17 protein-coding genes are annotated in these 19,669 nt (G+C 65.0%); 8 read left to right on the top strand and 9 right to left on the bottom strand.

Translation table 11 applies throughout. The features are described from left to right. Window positions 1–2: 2 nt before the first annotated feature. The 4 genes from XH93_RS13805 to XH93_RS13820 all read right to left on the bottom strand — a co-directional run bounded on the left by XH93_RS13805 (window position 3) and on the right by XH93_RS13820 (window position 4,492). Window positions 3–989: a branched-chain amino acid ABC transporter permease gene (locus XH93_RS13805; protein WP_194473930.1), complete on the bottom strand. Its 987-nt coding sequence runs from the start codon at window positions 987–989 to the stop codon at window positions 3–5. After that, complete coding sequence (locus XH93_RS13810) at window positions 989–1,858, bottom strand: branched-chain amino acid ABC transporter permease (protein ID WP_194473931.1); 870 nt, start codon at window positions 1,856–1,858, stop codon at window positions 989–991. The genes XH93_RS13805 and XH93_RS13810 overlap by 1 nt, the downstream gene beginning before the upstream one ends. Window positions 1,859–1,875: 17 nt before the next feature. After that, a complete protein-coding gene (locus XH93_RS13815) occupies window positions 1,876–3,129 on the bottom strand; it encodes an ABC transporter substrate-binding protein (protein ID WP_194473932.1) in 1,254 nt (417 codons plus the stop codon). Between the two features lie 295 nt (window positions 3,130–3,424). Continuing rightward, window positions 3,425–4,492 carry a glycosyltransferase family 4 protein gene (locus XH93_RS13820; protein ID WP_139481593.1) on the bottom strand — a complete coding sequence of 356 codons (1,068 nt, stop codon included), beginning with the start codon at window positions 4,490–4,492 and terminating at the stop codon, window positions 3,425–3,427. Window positions 4,493–4,812: 320 nt separating this feature from the next. Here XH93_RS13820 and XH93_RS13825 point away from each other — a divergent pair, with 320 nt between their 5' ends. The 4 genes from XH93_RS13825 (at window position 4,813) to XH93_RS13840 (ending at window position 10,867) form a co-directional block, all read left to right on the top strand. Then, entirely contained in the window at window positions 4,813–6,576 is a 1,764-nt protein-coding gene (locus XH93_RS13825) for an ABC transporter ATP-binding protein (RefSeq protein ID WP_139481592.1), read from the top strand. A 111-nt stretch (window positions 6,577–6,687) separates the two neighbouring features. Then, the gene (locus XH93_RS13830) at window positions 6,688–8,889 is read left to right on the top strand and encodes an amylo-alpha-1,6-glucosidase (RefSeq protein ID WP_194473933.1); all 2,202 of its coding nucleotides are present in this window, start codon (window positions 6,688–6,690) and stop codon (window positions 8,887–8,889) included. Window positions 8,890–8,942: 53 nt separating this feature from the next. Beyond that, the gene (locus XH93_RS13835) at window positions 8,943–9,539 is read left to right on the top strand and encodes a PRC-barrel domain-containing protein (RefSeq protein ID WP_194473934.1); all 597 of its coding nucleotides are present in this window, start codon (window positions 8,943–8,945) and stop codon (window positions 9,537–9,539) included. A gap of 89 nt (window positions 9,540–9,628) precedes the next feature. Then, a complete protein-coding gene (locus XH93_RS13840; protein ID WP_139481589.1) occupies window positions 9,629–10,867 on the top strand; it encodes an MFS transporter in 1,239 nt (412 codons plus the stop codon). Here the strand turns inward: XH93_RS13840 and XH93_RS13845 are convergent. The 3 genes from XH93_RS13845 to XH93_RS13855 all read right to left on the bottom strand — a co-directional run bounded on the left by XH93_RS13845 (window position 10,788) and on the right by XH93_RS13855 (window position 13,458). Then, a complete protein-coding gene (locus XH93_RS13845) occupies window positions 10,788–12,065 on the bottom strand; it encodes an MFS transporter (RefSeq protein ID WP_194473935.1) in 1,278 nt (425 codons plus the stop codon). The two genes, XH93_RS13840 and XH93_RS13845, sit on opposite strands and share 80 nt — an antisense overlap. 110 nt (window positions 12,066–12,175) lie before the next feature. Next, window positions 12,176–12,664, bottom strand: a complete 489-nt coding sequence (locus XH93_RS13850; protein WP_244622208.1) for a cupin domain-containing protein — start codon at window positions 12,662–12,664, stop codon at window positions 12,176–12,178. A 305-nt stretch (window positions 12,665–12,969) separates the two neighbouring features. Next, window positions 12,970–13,458 (bottom strand): DUF302 domain-containing protein, encoded by a 489-nt coding sequence (locus XH93_RS13855; RefSeq protein WP_194473936.1) that lies wholly within the window; start codon window positions 13,456–13,458, stop codon window positions 12,970–12,972. On the opposite strand from XH93_RS13855, the gene XH93_RS13860 reads away from it, so the two are divergent. Together XH93_RS13860 and XH93_RS13865 are read left to right on the top strand one after the other, a co-directional pair. Beyond that, entirely contained in the window at window positions 13,457–13,648 is a 192-nt protein-coding gene (locus XH93_RS13860; protein WP_139864594.1) for a hypothetical protein, read from the top strand. The two genes, XH93_RS13855 and XH93_RS13860, sit on opposite strands and share 2 nt — an antisense overlap. An 81-nt stretch (window positions 13,649–13,729) precedes the next feature. Beyond that, window positions 13,730–14,452, top strand: coding sequence for a peroxiredoxin-like family protein (locus tag XH93_RS13865; protein ID WP_194473937.1), 723 nt, complete (start codon window positions 13,730–13,732; stop codon window positions 14,450–14,452). Between the two features lie 53 nt (window positions 14,453–14,505). Here the strand turns inward: XH93_RS13865 and XH93_RS13870 are convergent, their stop codons facing one another. Beyond that, window positions 14,506–15,402 (bottom strand): LysR family transcriptional regulator, encoded by an 897-nt coding sequence (locus tag XH93_RS13870; protein WP_194473938.1) that lies wholly within the window; start codon window positions 15,400–15,402, stop codon window positions 14,506–14,508. A 205-nt stretch (window positions 15,403–15,607) separates the two neighbouring features. Here XH93_RS13870 and XH93_RS13875 point away from each other — a divergent pair, with 205 nt between their 5' ends. Further along, the gene (locus tag XH93_RS13875; protein ID WP_194473939.1) at window positions 15,608–16,777 is read left to right on the top strand and encodes a patatin-like phospholipase family protein; all 1,170 of its coding nucleotides are present in this window, start codon (window positions 15,608–15,610) and stop codon (window positions 16,775–16,777) included. Window positions 16,778–16,780: 3 nt separating this feature from the next. Here XH93_RS13875 and glgA read toward each other — a convergent pair whose 3' ends face one another. Beyond that, window positions 16,781–18,208 carry a glycogen synthase GlgA gene (gene glgA, locus XH93_RS13880; RefSeq protein WP_194475141.1) on the bottom strand — a complete coding sequence of 476 codons (1,428 nt, stop codon included), beginning with the start codon at window positions 18,206–18,208 and terminating at the stop codon, window positions 16,781–16,783. Window positions 18,209–18,368: 160 nt separating this feature from the next. Between glgA and XH93_RS13885 the strand changes: the two genes are divergently transcribed. Then, entirely contained in the window at window positions 18,369–19,592 is a 1,224-nt protein-coding gene (locus tag XH93_RS13885) for a CaiB/BaiF CoA-transferase family protein (protein ID WP_194473940.1), read from the top strand. Window positions 19,593–19,669 lie beyond the last annotated feature (77 nt).

Raw genomic sequence — 19,669 nt, forward strand, 5'->3', positions numbered from 1 at the left:
CCTCAGGCATGCGCCGGCTTGCGCCGGGTGGTGCGGTGATAGACGTCGGTCGCAAAGCCGATCAGTCCGGTCGGCCGCCACAAGATCACGGCCATCAGGATCAGGCTGTAGACGGTGAGCTGGATGCCGCCGACCGAGCTGCCGAGCCAGCTCTGCAGCAGCGCCGAGGTGGTCTCCAGCAGCACGGTGCCGATGACGGGACCCCACAGCGTACCGATGCCGCCGACGATCGAGACCAGCGCCGCCTCGATCGAGACGTTGAAGCTGAACGCGGTCGCGGGATCGATGAAGTAGATGTACTGGGTGTAAAAGGTGCCGGCGAGCGCGGTCAGGAACGCGCTGATCATATAGATGTCGCGCTTGATCTTCGGCGCGTTGACGCCGATCGCCTCCGCCGCATCCTCGTCCTCGCCGATCGCGACGAGATAGTAGCCCATCCAGGACCTTTCGATTCTGTGGGTGATCCATAGCCCGACCACCAACAGCCCGAGCACGACATAGTAGTACGACGACTTCTCCTCGAACTGCATCATCAGCGGCGCGCTGCCGAGGTTGGGAATCGTGGTGCCTTCGGCGCCCCAGGCGAAATCGCGGAATTTCAGAAAGATCAGCATCAAGACCTGGGCCGTCGCGATGGTGGCGATGGTGAAATAGGGGCCGCGCAGGCGGAAGCAGAGCCAGCCGATCGGCAGGCTCGCCAGCATCGCGACCACGCCGCCGGCGATCATCCCGATCCAGGGCGAGATGCCGTAGTTCACCTGCATGATCGTCGAGGTGTAGGCGCCGAGCCCGAAATAGGCGGCATGCCCGAGCGAGAGCTGCTTGGCGTAGCCGCCCATCAGGTTCCAGGCGACGCCGATGAACGAGAACAGCAGGATGCGGATGAAGATGTCGATCGCGAACGACGAGGTGACGAGCTGGGGCAAAGCCAGCATGATCGCGGCCGCGATCGCCAGCCACAGCCATTTCAGCTTGATGAGCGCCTGCATCAGCGGCCCCTCCTGGCGCCGAGCCCGCTCGGCCTGAAGGCGAGCGTCAGCAGCAGCATCGCGAACACCACGATCAGGCCGGAATCGGCACCGACGAACTGGATGCCGAGCGATTCCGCGACCCCCATCATCAGGCTCGCGATCAGTGCGCCGACGACATTGCCGAGCGTACCCATCACGACGGCGACGAACGCCATCAGCACGAACACCTGGCCGACGAACGGATAGGCCGAGTAGAACGGCATCAGCAGCGAGCCGGCGGCGCCGGCCAGCGCCAGCGCGGTGCCGAACGCCACGGCGAACACCCGGTTGGGGTTGATGCCCATCAGCATGGCGACGTCGCGGTTCTGCGAGGCCGCGCGCATCGCCTTGCCGAGATCGGTGGTGTGCAGGAACACCCAGAGCAGGCCGCTCAGCGCCATCGCCACCGCAAACGCGATCAGCTTTGCGACCGGAATGTAGAGCCCGCCGATGTGCAGCGCCGCGTCCGAATAGGAGGTGTGGACGGTGCGGTAATTCGCGGTGAACAGCATCAGCGAAAGGTTGAGCAGCAGCAGCGACAGCGCAAAGGTCAGGAAGATCTGCGGCATGTCGTTGGGTCCGAGCACCCGGCGGATCAGGAAATGCTGGATCAGCATGCCGGCGACGAACAGCACCGGCATCGAGACCGCCAGCGACACCAGCGGATCGATGCCGAACTGGGTGGCGAGAAAGAACGAGATGTACATCCCGATCATCACGAATTCGCCCTGGGCGAAATTGACGATCTTGACCACGCCGAAAATCAGCGTGACGCCGATGCTGACAAGCGCGTAGATGCCGCCGATGAGCAGGCCGTTGATCACGGCCTGGGCCAGTGTCTCCCACATGCGAGGCGACCGCTGTTCTAAGTCTTCATCAGCGGCGCGCGGGCGTCTTCCTTGGGGAAGACGCTGACCAGATCGGCATTCTGCCACTGCACGCCGACCGGCTTGCCATGGACGTTCTTGCCGTCCGGCCCGAACTTCACCTTGCCGCCGGGCGCCATTGCCGCATAGCCCGAGGAGACGTCGAGCGTGGAGAGCGCTTCACGCACCTTCTTGGGATCGGTCGAGGCGGCGCGCTCCAGCGCGTCGGCCAGCATGAAGGTCTGCGCCACCAGGCCGCCGGCATATTCGAAGGCGAACTCGCCGGTGCGCTTCTTGAACTCGAGGTTGACCTTCTGGGCTTCCTCGCTGACGTCGTGGTTCCAGTGCCCGACGCCCTGCAGGCCCTCGGCGAGCTGGCCGACATTCTTGTAGAAGTCCGGCATCACGAAGCCGCCGGAGCCGCCATTGATGGCGATGTTGAGTCCGACCTGCTTGACGGTGCGCACGATCAGGATGAGGTCGTTGAGATAGGAGATCGAGAACAGGGTGTTGGCACCGGAGGCCTTGACCTTGTTGATCAGCGGGCTTGCATCGGTGAAGCCGGCCGAATATGGCTCGAACATCACGATTTCGACGCCTTCGCCCGGCGCCAGCTCTTTGAGCCCATTCGAGGTCGAGGTGCCGAACGCCGTATTCTCGAAGATCACGGCGACCTTGGCCTGCTCGCTGACGAGCTTGGCCATCTGCAGCTGGGTCTTGGCGAACTGCGAGGCCCGCGCAAACGGCGTGAAGGTGTAGGTGCGTCCCTTGTTGAGCTGGTCCGAGCTCGATCCGGTGATGATCGGGACCTTGGCGCGCTCGCAGACCTCGCTGGCGATCAGGGTCAGCGCGCTGGCATAGCAGCCATGGATCGCCGACAGCTTGTTGCCTGATATCAGCCGGTCGGTCTCGGTGCGCGTCACCGTGGTGTCGCTCTGCACGTCGGAGACGATCAGGTTGAGTTTGGCGCCGCCCAGCGACTTGATGCCGCCGGCCTCGTTGACCATGTCGACCGCGAGCTTTGCGGCGGCGACGCAGCCGACGCCGATCTGGGCCATGCTGCCGGTGGTCGGATAGAGCGCGCCGATATTGATGGGATCGGCGGCCCAGCCGCGTAAGGGCACGGCACCGAAGGCGCCTGCGGCCAGCACGCCACCCGTCCTGGCGAGGAATTTGCGGCGGTTCAGCTTTTTGCGTGAGGCGTCGGCCGGAGCGGTATTATTAATGGCGACAGGCGTGCGGTCCCCAGTCATGGCATTCCCCCCTGTGCGATCGCGGCACGGTTGCTCCGTCCGCTCGCTTCTTATTTTTCATCAGGCGGTAAGCATAAGAGCACGTAATTCAGCGATCGCAAAGGCGATATCAGCTAAACTTATGCAGAAGGGCCATTCGGGAAGTGCATCGCAGCAATCACTTATTGCGCGAATAGGGACAGGTTCGCCGCGCAAGATCTGGCGTCCAAAGGGCTGGCTATTATTGACAATCGGATGACCCAACGGACCGACATGATGTCGGCCCGCCGGATCATCCGATCGGCCGCTGCAACTGTTATTCGGCGCTGGCCACCAGCTGGAAGCGCGGCTTGGATTCCATCAGGCTGCGATAGGCGGCGAGATAGTCGAGTGCCATCCGCCGCGCGGTGAAGCGGGTTTCGAACTGCTTGCGGATCGCGCCGCGGTTCAGCGTCTCGAGCCGGCCGACCGACGACACCGCGCTGATCTCGTCCTCGACGATGAAGCCGGTCAGGCCTTCCTCGATGATTTCGGGCACCGAGCCGCGGTTGTAGGCGATCACGGGCGTGCCGCAGGCCATCGCCTCGATCATCACGAGACCGAACGGCTCCGGCCAATCGATCGGAACCAGCAGGCCGAGCGCGCCGCTGAGGAAATCCGGCTTCTCGCGGTCGGTGATCTCGCCGATGAATTCGACCAGCGGATTGCCTGATATCAGCGGCTTGATCAGCTCGTCATAATATTCCTGATCGGCGCGGTCGACCTTGGCGGCGATCTTCAGCGGAATGCCGCAGCGCGTCGCGATCTTGATGGCGCGATCGACGCCTTTTTCCGGCGCGATGCGGCCGAGCACCGCAAGGTAGGACGGCTTGACCGGCTGCGGCGTCAGCAGGTTCTCGGGCAGGCCGTGATGGATGGTGCGCACCCAATGCGCCTGCGGCACCGGCCGCCGCTGCGCGTTCGAGATCGAGATCACGGGAATCTTGGAGAACGTGTTGAACACCGGCTGGTGCTCCGGCAGATCGAGCCGGCCGTGCAGCGTGGTCACGTACGGCGTCGGCTGCCGGGAGAACGCCGACCACGGATAATAGTCGAGATGAAAGTGCAGGAAATCGAACTCGTCGTCATCGGCCTTCTGCCGGACCCGCTCCAACATCACCATGTGCAGCGCGTTGGGGTCGCGGACCGAACCATCGAGGCGCAGTGCCTTGGGCCAGGTCGCATCGAGCTTCGCGGAGGTTTGTGAATCGCCGCTGGCGAACAGCGTGACGTCATGTCCGAGGGTAACAAGTTCTTCGGTGAGCCAGTGCACGACCCGTTCGGTGCCACCGTAGAGTTTGGGGGGAACAGCCTCCGTCAGCGGGGCAACCTGCGCGATGCGCATTCTCCGTCTCCTGTATGTGCATTGTGGATGAACAAGACCCCTCAGCCCGTTGATGGCACCCGACATGCCGAAGACGGGAACGTTCTCGCACGTGCGTGGTTCCTTAAGCGTGTGAATTCCGACGGTTCTTTCTTCCTTCACACTGTGGTCTTGGTGATGCCATCACGCTCCAACACGTTTTTGCCGGTGCGAGCGGTGCGAAAATGTCGCGCATTGGTGGCCACACCAAGGAAACGAACCGCCGCTCTTCACGTCATCGTGCACGGGAAACCGAACTCAAGAAATCCCGTTCACTTCCAACAGGTTTTTGCAGGGACGCCATGGATCATCTGTCAGGATATGCGCACCGCCCCTTTCCGTTCGTGCTGCGCTATCTGCGCCGGCGCCTGCCTTCACATGTCGTCATCTTGTCGGCTGTCGTCGCCGCGGTTGCCTGCTCCGTAGGCACGCAATACGGCGTGAAGAACCTGGTCGACGCGCTGTCGGCCGGACCTTCGTCCGCAAATGGCGTATGGCTGGCATTCGCTTTGCTCATGTCGCTGATCGCGGCCGACAACTTCCTGTGGCGGATCGCCAGTTGGACGGCGAGCTACACCTTTGTCAGCGTCACCGGCGACCTTCGCCGCGACCTGTTCCGCCATCTCACCGGCCATGCGCCGAGCTATTTCACGGACCGGCTGCCGGGGATGCTGACCAGCCGGATCACGGCGACCTCGAACGCGGTGTTCACCGTCGAGAACATGTTCGTATGGAACGTGTTGCCGCCCTGCATTGCGACATTCGCGGCGATCACCCTGGTTGGAACCGTCAGCGTCACGATGTCGGCGGTGCTGATCCTGATCGCGGGAACCATGGTGGTGGCGATGTTCCACATGGCTGCCGCCGGCCGGCCGCTGCATGACGATTTCGCCAGCAAGGCGGCGTCGGTCGACGGCGAAATGGTCGATGTGATCAACAACCTGCCGCTGGTGCGCGCGTTCTGCGGCCTCGGCTACGAGCACGACCGCTTCGACTCGACCGTGAACCGGGAACTCATCGCGCGGGGCCGTTCCCTGCGCTATCTCGAGAAGCTGCGCCTCGTTCACGCCGGCGTGACCGTGGTTCTGACCATCGCGATGCTGGCCTGGGCGCTCAGCCTCTGGCAGCAGGGCGCGGCCACCACCGGCGACGTCGTGCTGGTCTGCACGCTGGGCATCTCGATCCTGAGCGCCACCCGCGATCTCGCGGTTGCCCTGGTCGACGTCACCCAGCACGTCGCCCGGCTGACCGAGGCGCTTGCGACGCTGCTGCAGCCGCACGAGCTGAAGGACCATCCGGAGGCCGAGCCGCTGGTGAAGAGCGGCGCGGCGATTGCCTTCAACAATGTCTCGTTCCGCTATCCCGGCGGCTTGCAGGTGTTCGACCGCTTCAGCCTGCGCATCCAGCCCGGCCAGCGGGTCGGACTGGTCGGCCAGTCCGGCGGCGGCAAGTCAACATTGTTTACGCTTCTGCAGCGCTTCTACGACGTCGAGCACGGCAACATCATGGTGGACGGCCAGGACATCTCCCGCGTCACCCAGCAGAGTTTGCGCGCGGCGATCTCGGTGGTTCCGCAGGACATCTCGCTGTTCCATCGCTCGATCCTGGAGAACATCCGCTACGGCCGCCCCGACGCGACCGACGACGAGGTGCGGCGTGCGGCGATCGCGGCGCGCTGCGACTTCATCGAAACCCTGCCCGAAGGCATGAACACCATCGTCGGCGACCGCGGCGTCAAGGTCTCCGGCGGCCAGCGCCAGCGCATTGCGATCGCCCGCGCCTTCCTGAAGGACGCGCCGATCCTGCTGCTCGACGAGGCCACCGCCGCGCTCGACGCGGATTCCGAGGAGGCGATCCGCGAAGCGTTGTCGCGGCTGATGCGCGGGCGTACCGTGGTGGCGATCGCGCATCGCCTGGCGACGCTGCGTAGCTTCGACCGCGTGATCGTGCTGCAGGGCGGCCGGATCGTCGAGGACGGCCCGCCCGATATCCTCGTGAAGGGCAGGGGCCCCTACCGCGACCTGGTCGCGCGCGAGATGGGCCGGCTCTCCACCAGCGCGGCCTGATCCCGCGTCATCACGCGTTCTTGCGTTGCGGTGCGTTGGTTCGAACCAACATTCGAGCCCAAGATCTTCGAGCCAAAAGTCTTCGAGCAAAAGAAGTCGCCCGAGGTTCCGATGACAGCCGACGTCGTTACGCAGATCATCACCACCCGCATCACCGAACGCGTCGTGGAATCGCCGTTCTACATTCCGATGACCGGGCCGGCGGCCCGGCCGCGGCGCTCGCTCAAGCACGACGACACCTTCATCGTGCTCGACAGCCATGGCGATATCGGCGCCTCGGCCGGCGGGCCGGACGGGCTGTTCAATGCCGACACGCGCTATCTGGCGCGGCTGGAGATGGTGCTGGAAAACGTGCAGCCGCTGTTGCTCGGCTCCAACCTGCGCGACGACAACTCGTCGCTGACCGTCGACCTCACCAATTCCGACGTCTACCGCGACGATCGCCTGACCTTGCCGAAGGACACGTTGCACATCGTGCGCTCGATCTTCCTGTGGCGCGGCACCGCGTATCAGCGCATCGGTTTGCAGAACCACGGCGAACATCCGGCCAGCTTCGACCTCACGCTGCTGTTCGACAACGACTTCGCCGACCTGTTCGAGGTGCGCGGCGAGCGCCGGCCGCACCGCGGCACGGGGCTAAGCAAGCTGCTGGGGCCGACCGATGTCGTGCTGGAATATCACGGCCTCGACGCGCTGGCGCGGATCACGGCGCTGCATTTCGATCCGCGGCCGACAAGGCTGTCGGTGAACGCGGCGACCTACCATTTCGACCTCGCGCCCGCGCAGGTCACCTCGCTGTTCGTCGCGGTGTCCTGCAACAAGCCGATCATGCAGAAGCCGGTGCCGTTCTTCCGCGGGCTGCTGGCGCACCGCCGCGAGATGCGCAATTCGTCGGCCGGCGCGGCCTCGATCGAGACCTCGAACAACATCTTCAACGAGGTGCTGTGCCAGGCGATGGCCGACCTCAACATGCTGATGACCGAGACGCCGCAGGGCCGCTATCCCTATGCCGGCATCCCCTGGTATTCGACGACGTTCGGCCGCGACGGACTGATCACCGCGCTGCAGATGCTGTGGGTCGATCCGCGCATCGCCAAGGGCGTGCTGAAGCGGCTCGCCGTGTTCCAGGCCAAGGCGGTCGATCCGCTGGCGGATGCGGCGCCGGGCAAGATCCTGCACGAGATGCGCGGCGGCGAGATGGCGGCGCTGCGCGAGGTGCCGTTCGCGCAATATTACGGCAGCGTCGATTCGACGCCGCTGTTCGTGCTGCTCGCGGGGCTTTATCTCGAGCGCACCGGCGACGAGGAGACGTTGCGCGAATTGTGGCCCGCGATCGAGGCCGGACTGCAATGGATCGACGGTCCCGGCGATCCGGACGGCGACGGCTTTCTCGAATACCAGCGCGCCACCGAAGAGGGCCTGCGCAATCAGGGCTGGAAGGATTCGTTCGACGCCATCTTCCATGCCGATGGCCGGCTCGCCGAGGGCAATATCGCGCTGGCGGAAGTGCAGGGCTATGTGTTCGTCGGCAAGCGGCTCGCCGCGCGCGCGGCGCAGCGGCTCGGCATGCCCGAGAAGGCGGTGAAGCTGGAGGCCGAGGCCGAGCGGCTGCGCGCGCAGTTCGAGGAGGCATTCTGGTGCGAGGAGCTCGGCACCTACGCGGTCGCGCTCGACGGCGCCAAGCAGCCGTGCAAGGTGCGCACCTCCAACGCCGGGCAGCTTCTCTTCACCGGCATCGTGGGCGAGGATCGCGCGCGGCTGGTCGCGGCCGATCTGATGAGCCAGAAATTCTTCTCGGGCTGGGGCATTCGCACCGTCGCGGTCGGCGAAGCCCGCTACAACCCGATGTCCTATCACGACGGCTCGATCTGGCCGCATGACAATGCGCTGATCGCGCTCGGCTTCGCGCGCTACGGCCTGAAGCATTCGGTGGCGCATCTGTTCAACGGGCTGTTCGACGCCGCGAGCTACATGGAGCTGCGGCGGCTGCCGGAATTGTTCTGCGGCTTCCGCCGCGAGCCCCGCCGCGGACCCGTGCTCTATCCAGTGGCCTGCGCGCCGCAGGCCTGGGCCAGCGCGACGCCGTTCACCTTGCTGGAGGCGGCGCTCGGGCTCGAATTCGATGTGGCGCGCGGCGAGATCCGCCTGCGCGACCCACGCCTGCCGGAATTCCTCAACGAGGTGGTGTTGCGCGATCTCAGGCTCGGCGCCTCCAGCGTCGATTTGCGGCTGCGCCGCCACAACGGCGAGGTGTCGCTCGAAGTCTTGCGCACGCGCGGGCAGATCCAGGTGTCGATCGTGCTGACGCATTGAGCGCGCTCATGCGGCAGCGCCGCGTGAGGCTGGGAATATCGTGGGAGAGTTTCATGCGTCCGAGAATCATTGTCACGCTGGCCGCGGCGGTGCTGGTCACGGCGGCCGGTGTCCGCGCCGCCGACGAGGCGGCATCTTCGCCGTCACCGTCGTCATCGGCACCGCCGGCCGCGGCCCAGGCCGCGCCGAAGGAGCCGGCCAAGGAGCAAGCGAAGGAGCAAGCCAAAGAACCGGCCAAAGAACCTGCCAAGGAGGGCGCCAAGGAGCCATCCAAGGAGCAAGCCAAGGAACCGGCGCCGCCGGCGTCGGTTACCGTGATCGGCGCGCGCGACGCCCACGGCATTCTCGGACGTGACGTGCGCAGCTCCGCCAATGAAGACATGGGCCGCATCGTCGACGTCATCGTCGATCGCGACGGCAAGGTTCGCGCCGCGGTGATCGATTTCGGCGGCTTCCTCGGCGTCGGCAGCCGCAAGATCGTCGTCGACTGGAACGCGCTGCGCTTTGCCGGCGTTTCCAGCAAGAGCGACAGCATCTCGCTCGACCTGAACAAGCAGCAGGTCAGCGCGGCACCCGAATACAAGGAAGATGCGCCGCTCATCGTGCTGGGTGCGGCCGGAAGCCTCCATCCGTGGGATTACGAACATTAGGGGATTAAAAGCTGGTCGCACGTCCGAACTCTTCCTTAGAGACGGTTGGCGACGGTCGTGACAAGCGATCAGCCGGCGGCAGGAATATTGTGCCGCTCGTTCCCGATCAGCCCAATCCGGAGGAGCCGCGCACGCCGTCGCGCGAAAGCCAGCGCGGGCTCGACTGGTTCATCTTCTTCCTGGCCGACGTGCAGACCGGCTTCGGCCCGTTCATCGCGGTCTACCTGACGACGCAGAAATGGACCCAGGTCGAGATCGGCTTCGTGCTCTCGATCGGCGGCATCATCGGCCTGCTCGGCCAGATGCCGGGCGGCGCCATCGTCGATGCGGCGCGTTCGGAGCGGATCGTCGCAGGGTTTGCGGTCGCCACCATCGGCATCTGCGCGCTGGCCTACGCGCTCTGGCCGATCCTTCCCGTGGTGACGGTGGCCGCGACGTTCCATGCGCTGGCGAGCTGCGTGCTGGGGCCGGCGATCGCTGCGATCAGTCTCGGCCTGGTCGGGCCGCACGCGATCGGGGAGCGGCTCGGCCGCAACGCGCGCTTCGCCTCGCTCGGCAACGGCTCGGCCGCGGCGCTGATGGGCGCCGTCGGCTATCTGCTGTCGAACCGCTCCGTGTTCCTCGTCACCTTCATCCTGGCGATCCCGACGCTGTTGTCGCTGGCGCGGATCCGCGAACGCGAGATCGACATCGCGCAGGCCCATGGCGAGGTGAAGCGCGACAAGCCCGACAAGAAGGCGACCAGCGTGTTCAGCCTGGTACGGCAGCGCCCGCTGCTGATTTTTGCCGGCGCCATGATGCTGTTCCAGCTCGCCAACGCCGCGATGCTGCCGCTGATGGCCGGCGTGGTCACGACGCGATCGAGCCAGTGGGCGCCGGTCCTGATCGCGGCCTGCATCATCGTGCCGCAGGCGATCGTCGCGCTGTCCTCGCCTTCGGTCGGCCGCAAGGCGCAGGCCTGGGGCCGGCGGCCGCTGCTGCTGATCGCGTTCGCCGCGCTGGCGATCCGCGGCCTGCTGTTCGCAACGGTGCGCGATCCGTATCTGCTGGTCGTGGTGCAGATCCTCGACGGCATCACCGCTGCCGTGTTCAGCGTGATGGTGCCGCTGGTGGTGGCCGACGTCGCCTTCGGCAGCGGCCATTTCAACCTGGCGCAGGGCATCGTCGGCACCGCGGTCGGCATCGGCGCGTCGCTCAGCACGGTGCTGGCCGGCTATGTCAGCGACAAGCTCGGCAGCGGCACGGCCTTCATCGGGCTCGCCTGCGTCGCCGCGCTCGGCCTGCTGATAATTTGGCTGGTGATGCCGGAGACGCGGCGGACGGCGTGACCACAAGGCGGGCAGTCAGCCAAGCCGCCCCGGCCAGCGCGGTCGCGACCCCGGCAACGCATGCGGTCCATCCGAAGCGATCGAACAACTGGCCCAGCGCGGCGCTGCCGACGAGACCGCCGAGGAAATAGCACGCAAGGTAAGTTCCGCTCGCCACCCCACGGTTCTCCCGCGCGGCCTGTCCGACAAAGCCGGTTGCGACGGCCTGCGCAAAGAACGTTCCGACGCCGACCAGCACCATTCCGGCCAGCACCGCGGCAAGCCGCGGCGTCAGCAGCAGCGGCAGCCCGACGCCCGTGATCGCCAGGGCGCCCCACAGGGCCCGGCGGGTTCCGAACCGCGCGGCAATGTTGCCTGCCAGCAGCGTCGTAACCACCGACGGCAGGAAAACAAAATAGACGAAGCCAAGATCCATTCGTCCCAGCGAGAGCGGCGGACGAACCAGGACGAAGTTTACGAACGTAAACGTCCCGATGAAGGCGAACAGAATGTAAAAGCCGACTGCAAACGCGGCGCGAAGCGCCGGATCCCGCCACTGCGCGATCATGACTTGAAGGGGTGACTGGGCCACCGGCATCGCATGCATTGGCTGAACGCGCTTGATCGTGGCATAGACCAGCACGGCGCCTGCGAGGTTGAGGAGGGCGAAAAAATAGAACGTCGATGCCAGTCCGAACCAATCTGCGACCGCCGCCGAGACCAGGCGGCCGATCAGGTTGCTGGCGACGTTACCCGTGATATAGGCCGCGAAGGCCCCGCCGGCGTCCGCTACGCTGCATTGCTCGCCGAGATAGGCCAGAGTCAGCGCGAACGCGGAGGCCATGCAGAGGCCTTGTGCCACGCGGAGCAGCGTAAATATCGTGAGGTTGGGTGCGACCGCGAGCAAGGCGGTGGGAACGGCGAGCAGCACCAGGCTCACAAGGATGCCGCGTTGCCGCTGGATATGCGGGCTGAGCACGCCGATCACGAGACCGGCAACTGCCATGCCCATCGTGCTGGCGTTGACTGCAAAACCCATCGCCGCCGGCGTCACATTGTAGTGGCGGGTCAGGGAAGGCAGAATTGCCTGCGTCGCGAACAGGTCGACGACGGTCAGAAAAGCGGTCAGGCCGATGATCAGGGATCGCAGCGCAGCGCCGGGCAAGTGCCCGTCGACGGTCACCGCTTCAACTCGCATCGACGTTGCTGTCTCGGTCATGGCGTGCCTCGCAGGAGGACGGAAGATGTGACGCCCGGAGCCGTGGGATCACGGGGCGTTCCGGACGTCACATCGGCAACAAGGCTCAGGGCGGGCGCTCGTTGCATCCCTTACATGTTGTGGTCGCGCGGATCTCTGCGGACGTCGCCGACGTAGAGAATGACAGTCTCCTTGCCGAGATTCTTCCACCAGTGCGAGGTGCCGAACACCTCGGGCCGGATATCGCCGGCCTTGTGCACGATCGGCTCGGCGCAGTTGCTGGCGTACTCGACGATTTCGCCCTGCTGCACGAAGATCAGCGCCGGGCGGTCGTCGTGACTGTGCCAGGGGACGATTCCGCCGGGTTCGATCGTCAGCTTGCGGAAGCGCAGCTCGCGGCCCGCGATGTGCGCCGGCTGCTTCTCGAGGTCGATCGCGCCGAGCGTGACGTCGGTTACGCCGACCGGCTTGTAGTCGACCTTCTCGCGCACATTGGGCTTCAGCTTGTCCGCGGGGCATTCCCCGGCAATCGCGGCCGATGCTGCCGCGATCGACCCGGCGATGATCGCGGCGAGCGTCAGGCCGTTGCGGAGCATGTGTGACGGCGTGGATTTCATCATGATGGTCTCCTTGTTGCGCCTCGGCCCTTGGTAGCGGCCGGCGATGGCAGGAGTGTCTCAGGGATCGCGCGCGAGATGAAATACCGGTTGGCTCTCGACTCCATAGCACCGCGCTATGCGCGGCCGAGCATGTAGGCGCAGACTTGCCCCCTGATTTGGCGAGCCGTGACGCCAGAGCGCATCGCAGGGCCGAAGAGATTCACCGCTCCTGATCCGCGTGATCGATGAAATGCGCGCCGAAAATGCAACGTCAGGCCGCGCCGACGGCGCAGCCTGACAGCCTTACGTATGCGGACTGCGCTGCGTTACCTCGTCGTGATGGTCGAGACGATCGATTGGACCACCGAGGTCGCCATCCTGAACTGCGCGTCGCGATCCCTGATGTTGTGACGCCTGGCGATCCATTGAAAATCGGTCCAGATCGCCCAGACATCGCCGTTGTCATCCTGCGTCAGCAGCAGGCGCACCGGCCAATCGAGCCCGGCGTTGGGGTTCGAGGTGATGAACTGGGTGCCGAGCGGCGGATTGCCGAACACCAGCAACGTCGAGGGCCGCAGCGCGATGTCGGCATCGGCAGCGAGCTTCGACTGATCGATTTCCGAGAAGAATCGGATGCCCTTGCCGGCGACATCCGCCTTGATTCGTGCAATCGCCTCGGCCATCGGCACTGCGCTCTTGATGCGCACGATACCGTCATCGCCGTCGGCGCGGGCGAGCGGCGCGGTTGATATCAGCAGCAGCGCGAGCAGCAGGCTGCCGAAAGCAGTTGTGAAGCGCTTGGCGATCTGTGTCATGGCGAAACTCCTGTCGGGCCTGTGCGTGCTCATGGCATCGCTGGCGCGCAGGATGCGCGTTCCGGCTCTCGATCTGAAATACCAATCGGCTTTCGCATCGATAGCCGCCGGCTATTGGCCCCATGATGCACGCCGGCTATCGAACCGATTGGCGATCGGCATTTCTAGCCGTTGCGGAATCCGCTTCTGATGGAAAAGGTGAACGGCGCCCCTTGCGGGCGGCACGCAGCCGAAAATAAGATTGCCACCACCGCCTCGGTAGGAGCCTGGAATGACGCAACTGTCGCCCGCCGACGCCGATCGCCTGAGACAGGCGTTCCTGAGTTGCCGCGAAATGGACGGCACGCTCGACGAGCGCCTGTCGGCCTATGCCGCGGCAAGCCGTGATGTGTTTCCGGCCTACAGCGAAGCGGTCGATCGCCTCGTGACACGCCTCAAGAAGAACGGCGGCGGCGAGAATGCGCCAATGCCTGGAGACCTCATGCCTCCGTTCCTGCTGCCGGACGAGACCGGTTCCCTGGTCAGCTTGCAGGCACTCATCGCCGGCGGGCCGGTGGTCGTGATGTTCTATCGTGGGCATTGGTGCCCATACTGCCGCTTGAACGTCAGCGCGGTCGTCAAGGCGCAGGGGCTGCTGGAGACGCTCGGCGGGCGGATCGTTGCGATCATGCCGGAAACCCAGAAATACGCCGCGCAATTCAAACTCGAATCGGCCGCGCCGTTTCCGGTGCTGACCGATCTCGACAATGGCTACGCGTTGTCGCTCAACCTTGCGATCTGGCTCGGCGCAGAGATCCAGCAGCTGCTGTCCTATCTGGACATATCGGGCTTCCACGGCAATGAGGCCTGGATACTGCCGATCCCCGCGGTCTTCGTCGTCGGACGCGACGGGCGGGTGAAGGCCCGCTTCGTCGATCCGGATTTCCGCAAGCGAATGGAAATCGACGACCTGATCGCCGCGGTGAAAGCCGCAGGCGGGCAGCCCTTTGTTTGAGCATGATCTTTTCGGAAAACCGCTTCGCACTTTTCCGGATCATGCTCTAGGCGTCAGGCATTCCGGTTCAGGAATTGCTGCCAGTCGGTGCCGCGCAGCATTCGCATCACGGCGGAAGCGACGGCGGTGCGTTGGCGTCCGGCGACGCCGTAGAGATGCACGGTCCTTCGCGAGTCCAGGCCGTGGACGGCCAGGCGCTTCAGTGTTTCGGGGATCATCGACGTCTGCGGGATGACTGCGATACCGATATCCGCCTCGAGCAATTGGATCAGGTCACGTTCGGAGGAGATTTCGTGGCGGCGGTCGATGGCGACGCCGTGCTCGCGCAGGGATCTGCCGACATGCTCGCAATGTTCGCAGTAGCTTCGTGACAGCATCTGCTCATTCCGAAGGTCGTCGAAGGCGACGCGGTCGCGGGCAGCCAAGGGATGTCGCTTGCTCGTGACGAGGTCGAAATCCTCGGTGAACAATGGCCAGGTGTCGAGGCGGTCCCAATCGGCGCCGAGCTCGGCGGCAATGCCAAGCTCGGCCTCGCCGCTCTTCAGATATTTACCGACCTCGGCGCTATTGCCGCGAAGGAAGTGGAATTCCAACCGGTTGAACTGCCGCTTGATCTGGTCGAGATGCGGCGTCAACAGCGAAAGGTCGATCGCGTGGCTGAGCGCGATCCGCAGCGCGCCGATCTCTCCGCTCTTGAAGGAAGAGGCCAGCACCCGCGCACCGGAAGCCGCGTCGTAGCATTGCTGCAGCAGGGGCAACATGTGCTGACCGAGCTCGGTCAGTTGCGCGGCCGGGCGCTCGCGCCGGAACAGGTCGCCGCCGAGCTCGGCCTCCAGCTGCTTGATCGCGCGTGTCAGGGACGGCTGCGTCACATTGCATTCGTCGGCGGCGCGCGTGAAGTTCAACAGCCGCGTGACTGCGAGGAAATACCTGACCTGATGCATCTCCATGACGGTGCTGCCCTGTCTGCCTGAGCGCAAAGCTAGCCCGAAAGCCTCGTCCGGGACAGCAGAACCGCGATAGCGGCCGTGCATGGCTTCGGAAGCCAAACGGCATTTCCGCCCGGTGCGCGCGGCGGGCAGATTGCGTGGAGGCGAACTTCAAGGACGGTCGGCTCGCGACGCTCTGCGAGCAGGGCAGGCACAGGAGTATGACATGACCCATGCTCAAGACGGCTTTTCATCGCGCAGGTTGACCTCCGCGGAGCGGCCCCATCCGGGGCAGGTCGTGCTTGTGCTGCAGGGTGGTGGCGCGCTCGGCGCTTACCAGGCCGGCGTGTACCAGGCGCTGCACGAGGCCGGCATCGAGCCGGACTGGATCATCGGCACTTCGATCGGCGCGATCAACGCTGGTCTGATCGCCGGCAATTCGCCGCAGAACCGGCTGTCCCGGCTGCGCGAGTTCTGGAAGAAGGTCGAGCAGAACCCGGTGTGGAGCTTTCGCGACATCTTTCCCGGTTTCAATGAGAAGCTGTCCTACTGGTCGACCGTGACGCACGGAATTCCCGGGTTCTTCCGGCCGAACCCGCTCGCGCATGCCGGCAACGACTATCCGCTCGGTGCGGATAATGCCGGCTATTACGCGACAGCGCCGCTGGAGCGGACGTTGACTGAACTCGTGGATTTCGAGCTCGTCAATCAATGCTCGCCCCGACTAACGGTCGGCGCCGCACACGTCCGCAGCAGCGAGATGCGCTATTTCGACAGCCGCAACTGCAGGCTCGATGTGCGCCATCTCATGGCGTCGGGCGCACTGCCGCCTGCCTTTCCCGCCATCCGCATCGACGGTGAGCTCTATTGGGACGGCGGAATATTATCGAATACACCGACCGAGGCCGTGTTCGACGACAATCCGCGCAAGAATTCCCTGATTTTTGCGGTTCATCTGTGGAATCCGGCCGGCGCTGAGCCGACGACGATGGCGGAGGTTCTGAACCGTCACAAGGACGTGCAATATTCCAGCCGAATTGCCAGTCACATCGCGCGCCAGCAGCAGGCGCATCGGCTTCGCCATGTCATCAACCAGCTCGCGGCGCGGCTGCCGGAAGCGGAGCGGACCAGCGAGGCGGTGCGCGAACTCATGAGCTACGGCTGTCCGACCCGGATGCATGTCGTGCGATTGCTGGCTCCCCAGCTCGATCATGAAACTCACACCAAGGATATCGACTTCAGCCCGGTCGGGATTATGAAGCGCTGGGAAGCCGGTTACGTCCACACCCGAGCTGTGCTGCAGCGCAAGCCCTGGGTCGGCGAGTTCGATCCGCTATCGGGCGTGATCCTGCACGAGCAGCAGTCGAACGCATTGCTGGCAGAAGCTGCGGAATGAATCTCACGCCGCCATCGATGGCATGACCAGCTTCCTGTAGAGCGCGCCATAGCACGCGGCGGAGAGATCCCAGCTGTACGACTTGGCCATGGCGCTGGTGCGCATCGCGTTGAGGCGGTCCTTGGCGTGATAGGCGTCGAAGGCACGCCGGATGCCGCCGAGGAGGGATTCCGCCGACGGCTGCGGAAACAAAAAGCCTGTCTCGCCGTCGGTGATGGTCTCGGCGAGGCCGCCGGTCTGGCGGCCGATCGGCAGCGAACCGAAGCGCTGCGCATACATCTGGCTCAGCCCGCAGGGCTCAAAGCGCGACGGCATCAGGGTGAAATCGCTGCCGGCAAAGATCCGGCGCGCCTGCGCATCGTTGAAGCCGATGATGACGCCGATCGCATCCGGCCGCCGCCGGTGCGCGGCCACCAGCGCATCCTCGAACGCGGGCTCGCCGCTGCCGGTGACGACGATCTGTCCGCCGTCCCGGACGATCTCATCGGCCGCCGACAGCACGAGGTCGACGCCCTTCTGGTGCACGAGGCGGGCGACCAGGCCGAAGATCGGCCCGCGCGAGACCGCAAGCCCGAACTGCCGGCGGACGTAGTCGGCATTGGCCTGCTTGCCCGTCCAGTCGCCGGCGGCGAACGGCTTTGCCAGCTGCGCGCAGGTGCGCGGGTCCCAGCTCTCATCGATGCCGTTCAGGATCCCGGTGAGCTCGTTGGCGTCGGAGCGGATCCGCAGCAGGCCTTCCAGTCCGCAGCCGAGTTCGGCGGTCGTGATCTCCCTGGCGTAGGTCGCACTCACGGTGGTCAGGTGCGAGGCGTAGACCAGGCCGCCCTTGAGGAAGGAAACCTTGTCGTAGAATTCCAGCCCGTCGATGTGGAATGAGCTCTCCGGTGCGCCGATCCGCCGCAGCGCCTCCTTCGGAAACAGGCCCTGATAGGCGAGGTTGTGGATGGTCAGGATCGACGGAATCCGCAGACCCCGCCATGCGAGGTAAGCCGGTGTGAGCGCCGCCTGCCAGTCATTGGCGTGCACGAGGTCGGCTGCCCAGTTCTTGTCCAGCATGCCGGCTGCAAGTTCGGCAGCGGCCGAGGCGAAGCGGCCGAAGCGGATGTCGTTGTCCGGCCAGTCGCGGCCGCACGCGTCGCCATAGGGATTGCCTGGCCGGTCGTAGAGGGCCGGGCACAGCAGCACATAGACCGGCAGCCCGTCCTTGGTCGATGCGCGCCCGAGCGTGCAGGCCGGCATCTCGCCGCGCGCGGCGCATTGCCCGACGATTTCAATGGAAGTGAACTGCTCGACCACGTCCCGGTAGCCGGGAAGCATGATCCTGACGTCGCTCCACGGACGCAGCGCCCGCGGCAGTGCCGCGGAAACGGCGGCGAGCCCGCCGACGCGGACGAAATCGTCGATCTCCGTCGTGACGAACAAGACCTTCAACAAGCGCGCCCTCGTTCCAGCCCCTCAAGGGCCATGCAAGATCGGGTCCAGTTTGCTGTTGAGTAAAATGCAAGACGGCCCGCGGGCCCGGTCTGGACGAGACGCTTTCCTGTCCGCACGGCTCACTTTAGTGTCACGCGCAATCAATGAAGACCGCGCGATGGAGGGAGCCTTGGCAGCGACAATAGCCGGCAACGATGAGGGGAATTTGACACGGAGCTTCTCCGGCCTTCGCGTGCTGGATTTTTCGACCACGATCGCCGGCCCGCATTGCACCCGCATGCTCGCCGACATGGGCGCGGAGGTGATCAAGATCGAGCCCGCCGAGGGCGAGACGATGCGGACCCGGCCGCCGCTGCGCAACAACTGCTCGACGGCGTTCGGCCAACTCAACGTCGGCAAGCAGAGCCTGGTGCTCGACCTGAAGTCGCCGGCCGGCGGCGAGGCGATCCGCCGGCTGATCGCGACCGCCGACGTGCTGGTGGAGAATTTTCGCCCCGGCGTGATGCGGCGGCTGCAGCTCGACTACGCCTCGGTCAGCGGCATCAATCCGAAGCTGATCTACTGCTCGATCTCGGGCTACGGCCAGAGCGGGCCGTCGGCGGAGCTGCCGGCCTATGCGCCGGTGATCCATGCCGCCTCCGGTTACGAGATGGCGCATCTCGCCTATCAGCGCGGCCGCACCCGGCCGGATCATTGCGGCATCTACCACGCCGACGTCTTGACCGGCACCTATGCGTTCGGCGCGGTCTCGGCGGCGCTGTATCAGCGCGGCGTCACCGGCAAGGGCCAGCACATCGACGTCTCGATGCTGGAATCGATGCTGAGCCTGACCTTGAACGAGGTGCAGTGGTCGCAATTCGAGGTGAGGCCGAGCCAGCGCCCGACCTTCGGGCCGATCCAGACTTCCGATGGTTACGTGATGGTGGCGATCGCCAGCGAGAAGACCTTTCAGAACCTGATGCAGGTGATCGGCCGTCCCGAATGGGTGTCCGACCCGCGCTTTGCCAAGTACGCCGATCGCCGGGAGAACTGGACCAGCCTGATGGACGGCGTGGAGGCGTGGTCGCGCACGGTGAGCACGCGCGCTTGTCTGGACGCACTCAACGAATACGGTGTGCCGTCCTCGGCCTATCGCACCGTGAGCGAGGCGCTGGCCGATCCACAGCTCGCCCATCGCGGCGCGCTGGCCGAGGTCGAGGATGGCGGCGGCGCCTTCAAGGTGCTCAACCTGCCGTTCCGCATGTCGGGTGCGGCGGTCGGCGCAGGCAAACGCATGTCGACGCTCGGCGAGCACACACGCGCCTATCTGCAGGAGGTCGGCCTCTCCGAGGAGGAGATCGCAGCTTTCGCGACGCAACCGCAAAAATCGGTGCGTGGCTAACCCGCGGCTTTTCATCCGCGTTATGGCCTTGCCGCGCGCGGCGATTCCGGACAATGTTATGCTCCATCACAACGATC

Origin of the sequence: Bradyrhizobium sp. CCBAU 51753 (assembly GCF_015291565.1) — a bacterium.
Taxonomy (GTDB): domain Bacteria; phylum Pseudomonadota; class Alphaproteobacteria; order Rhizobiales; family Xanthobacteraceae; genus Bradyrhizobium; species Bradyrhizobium ivorense.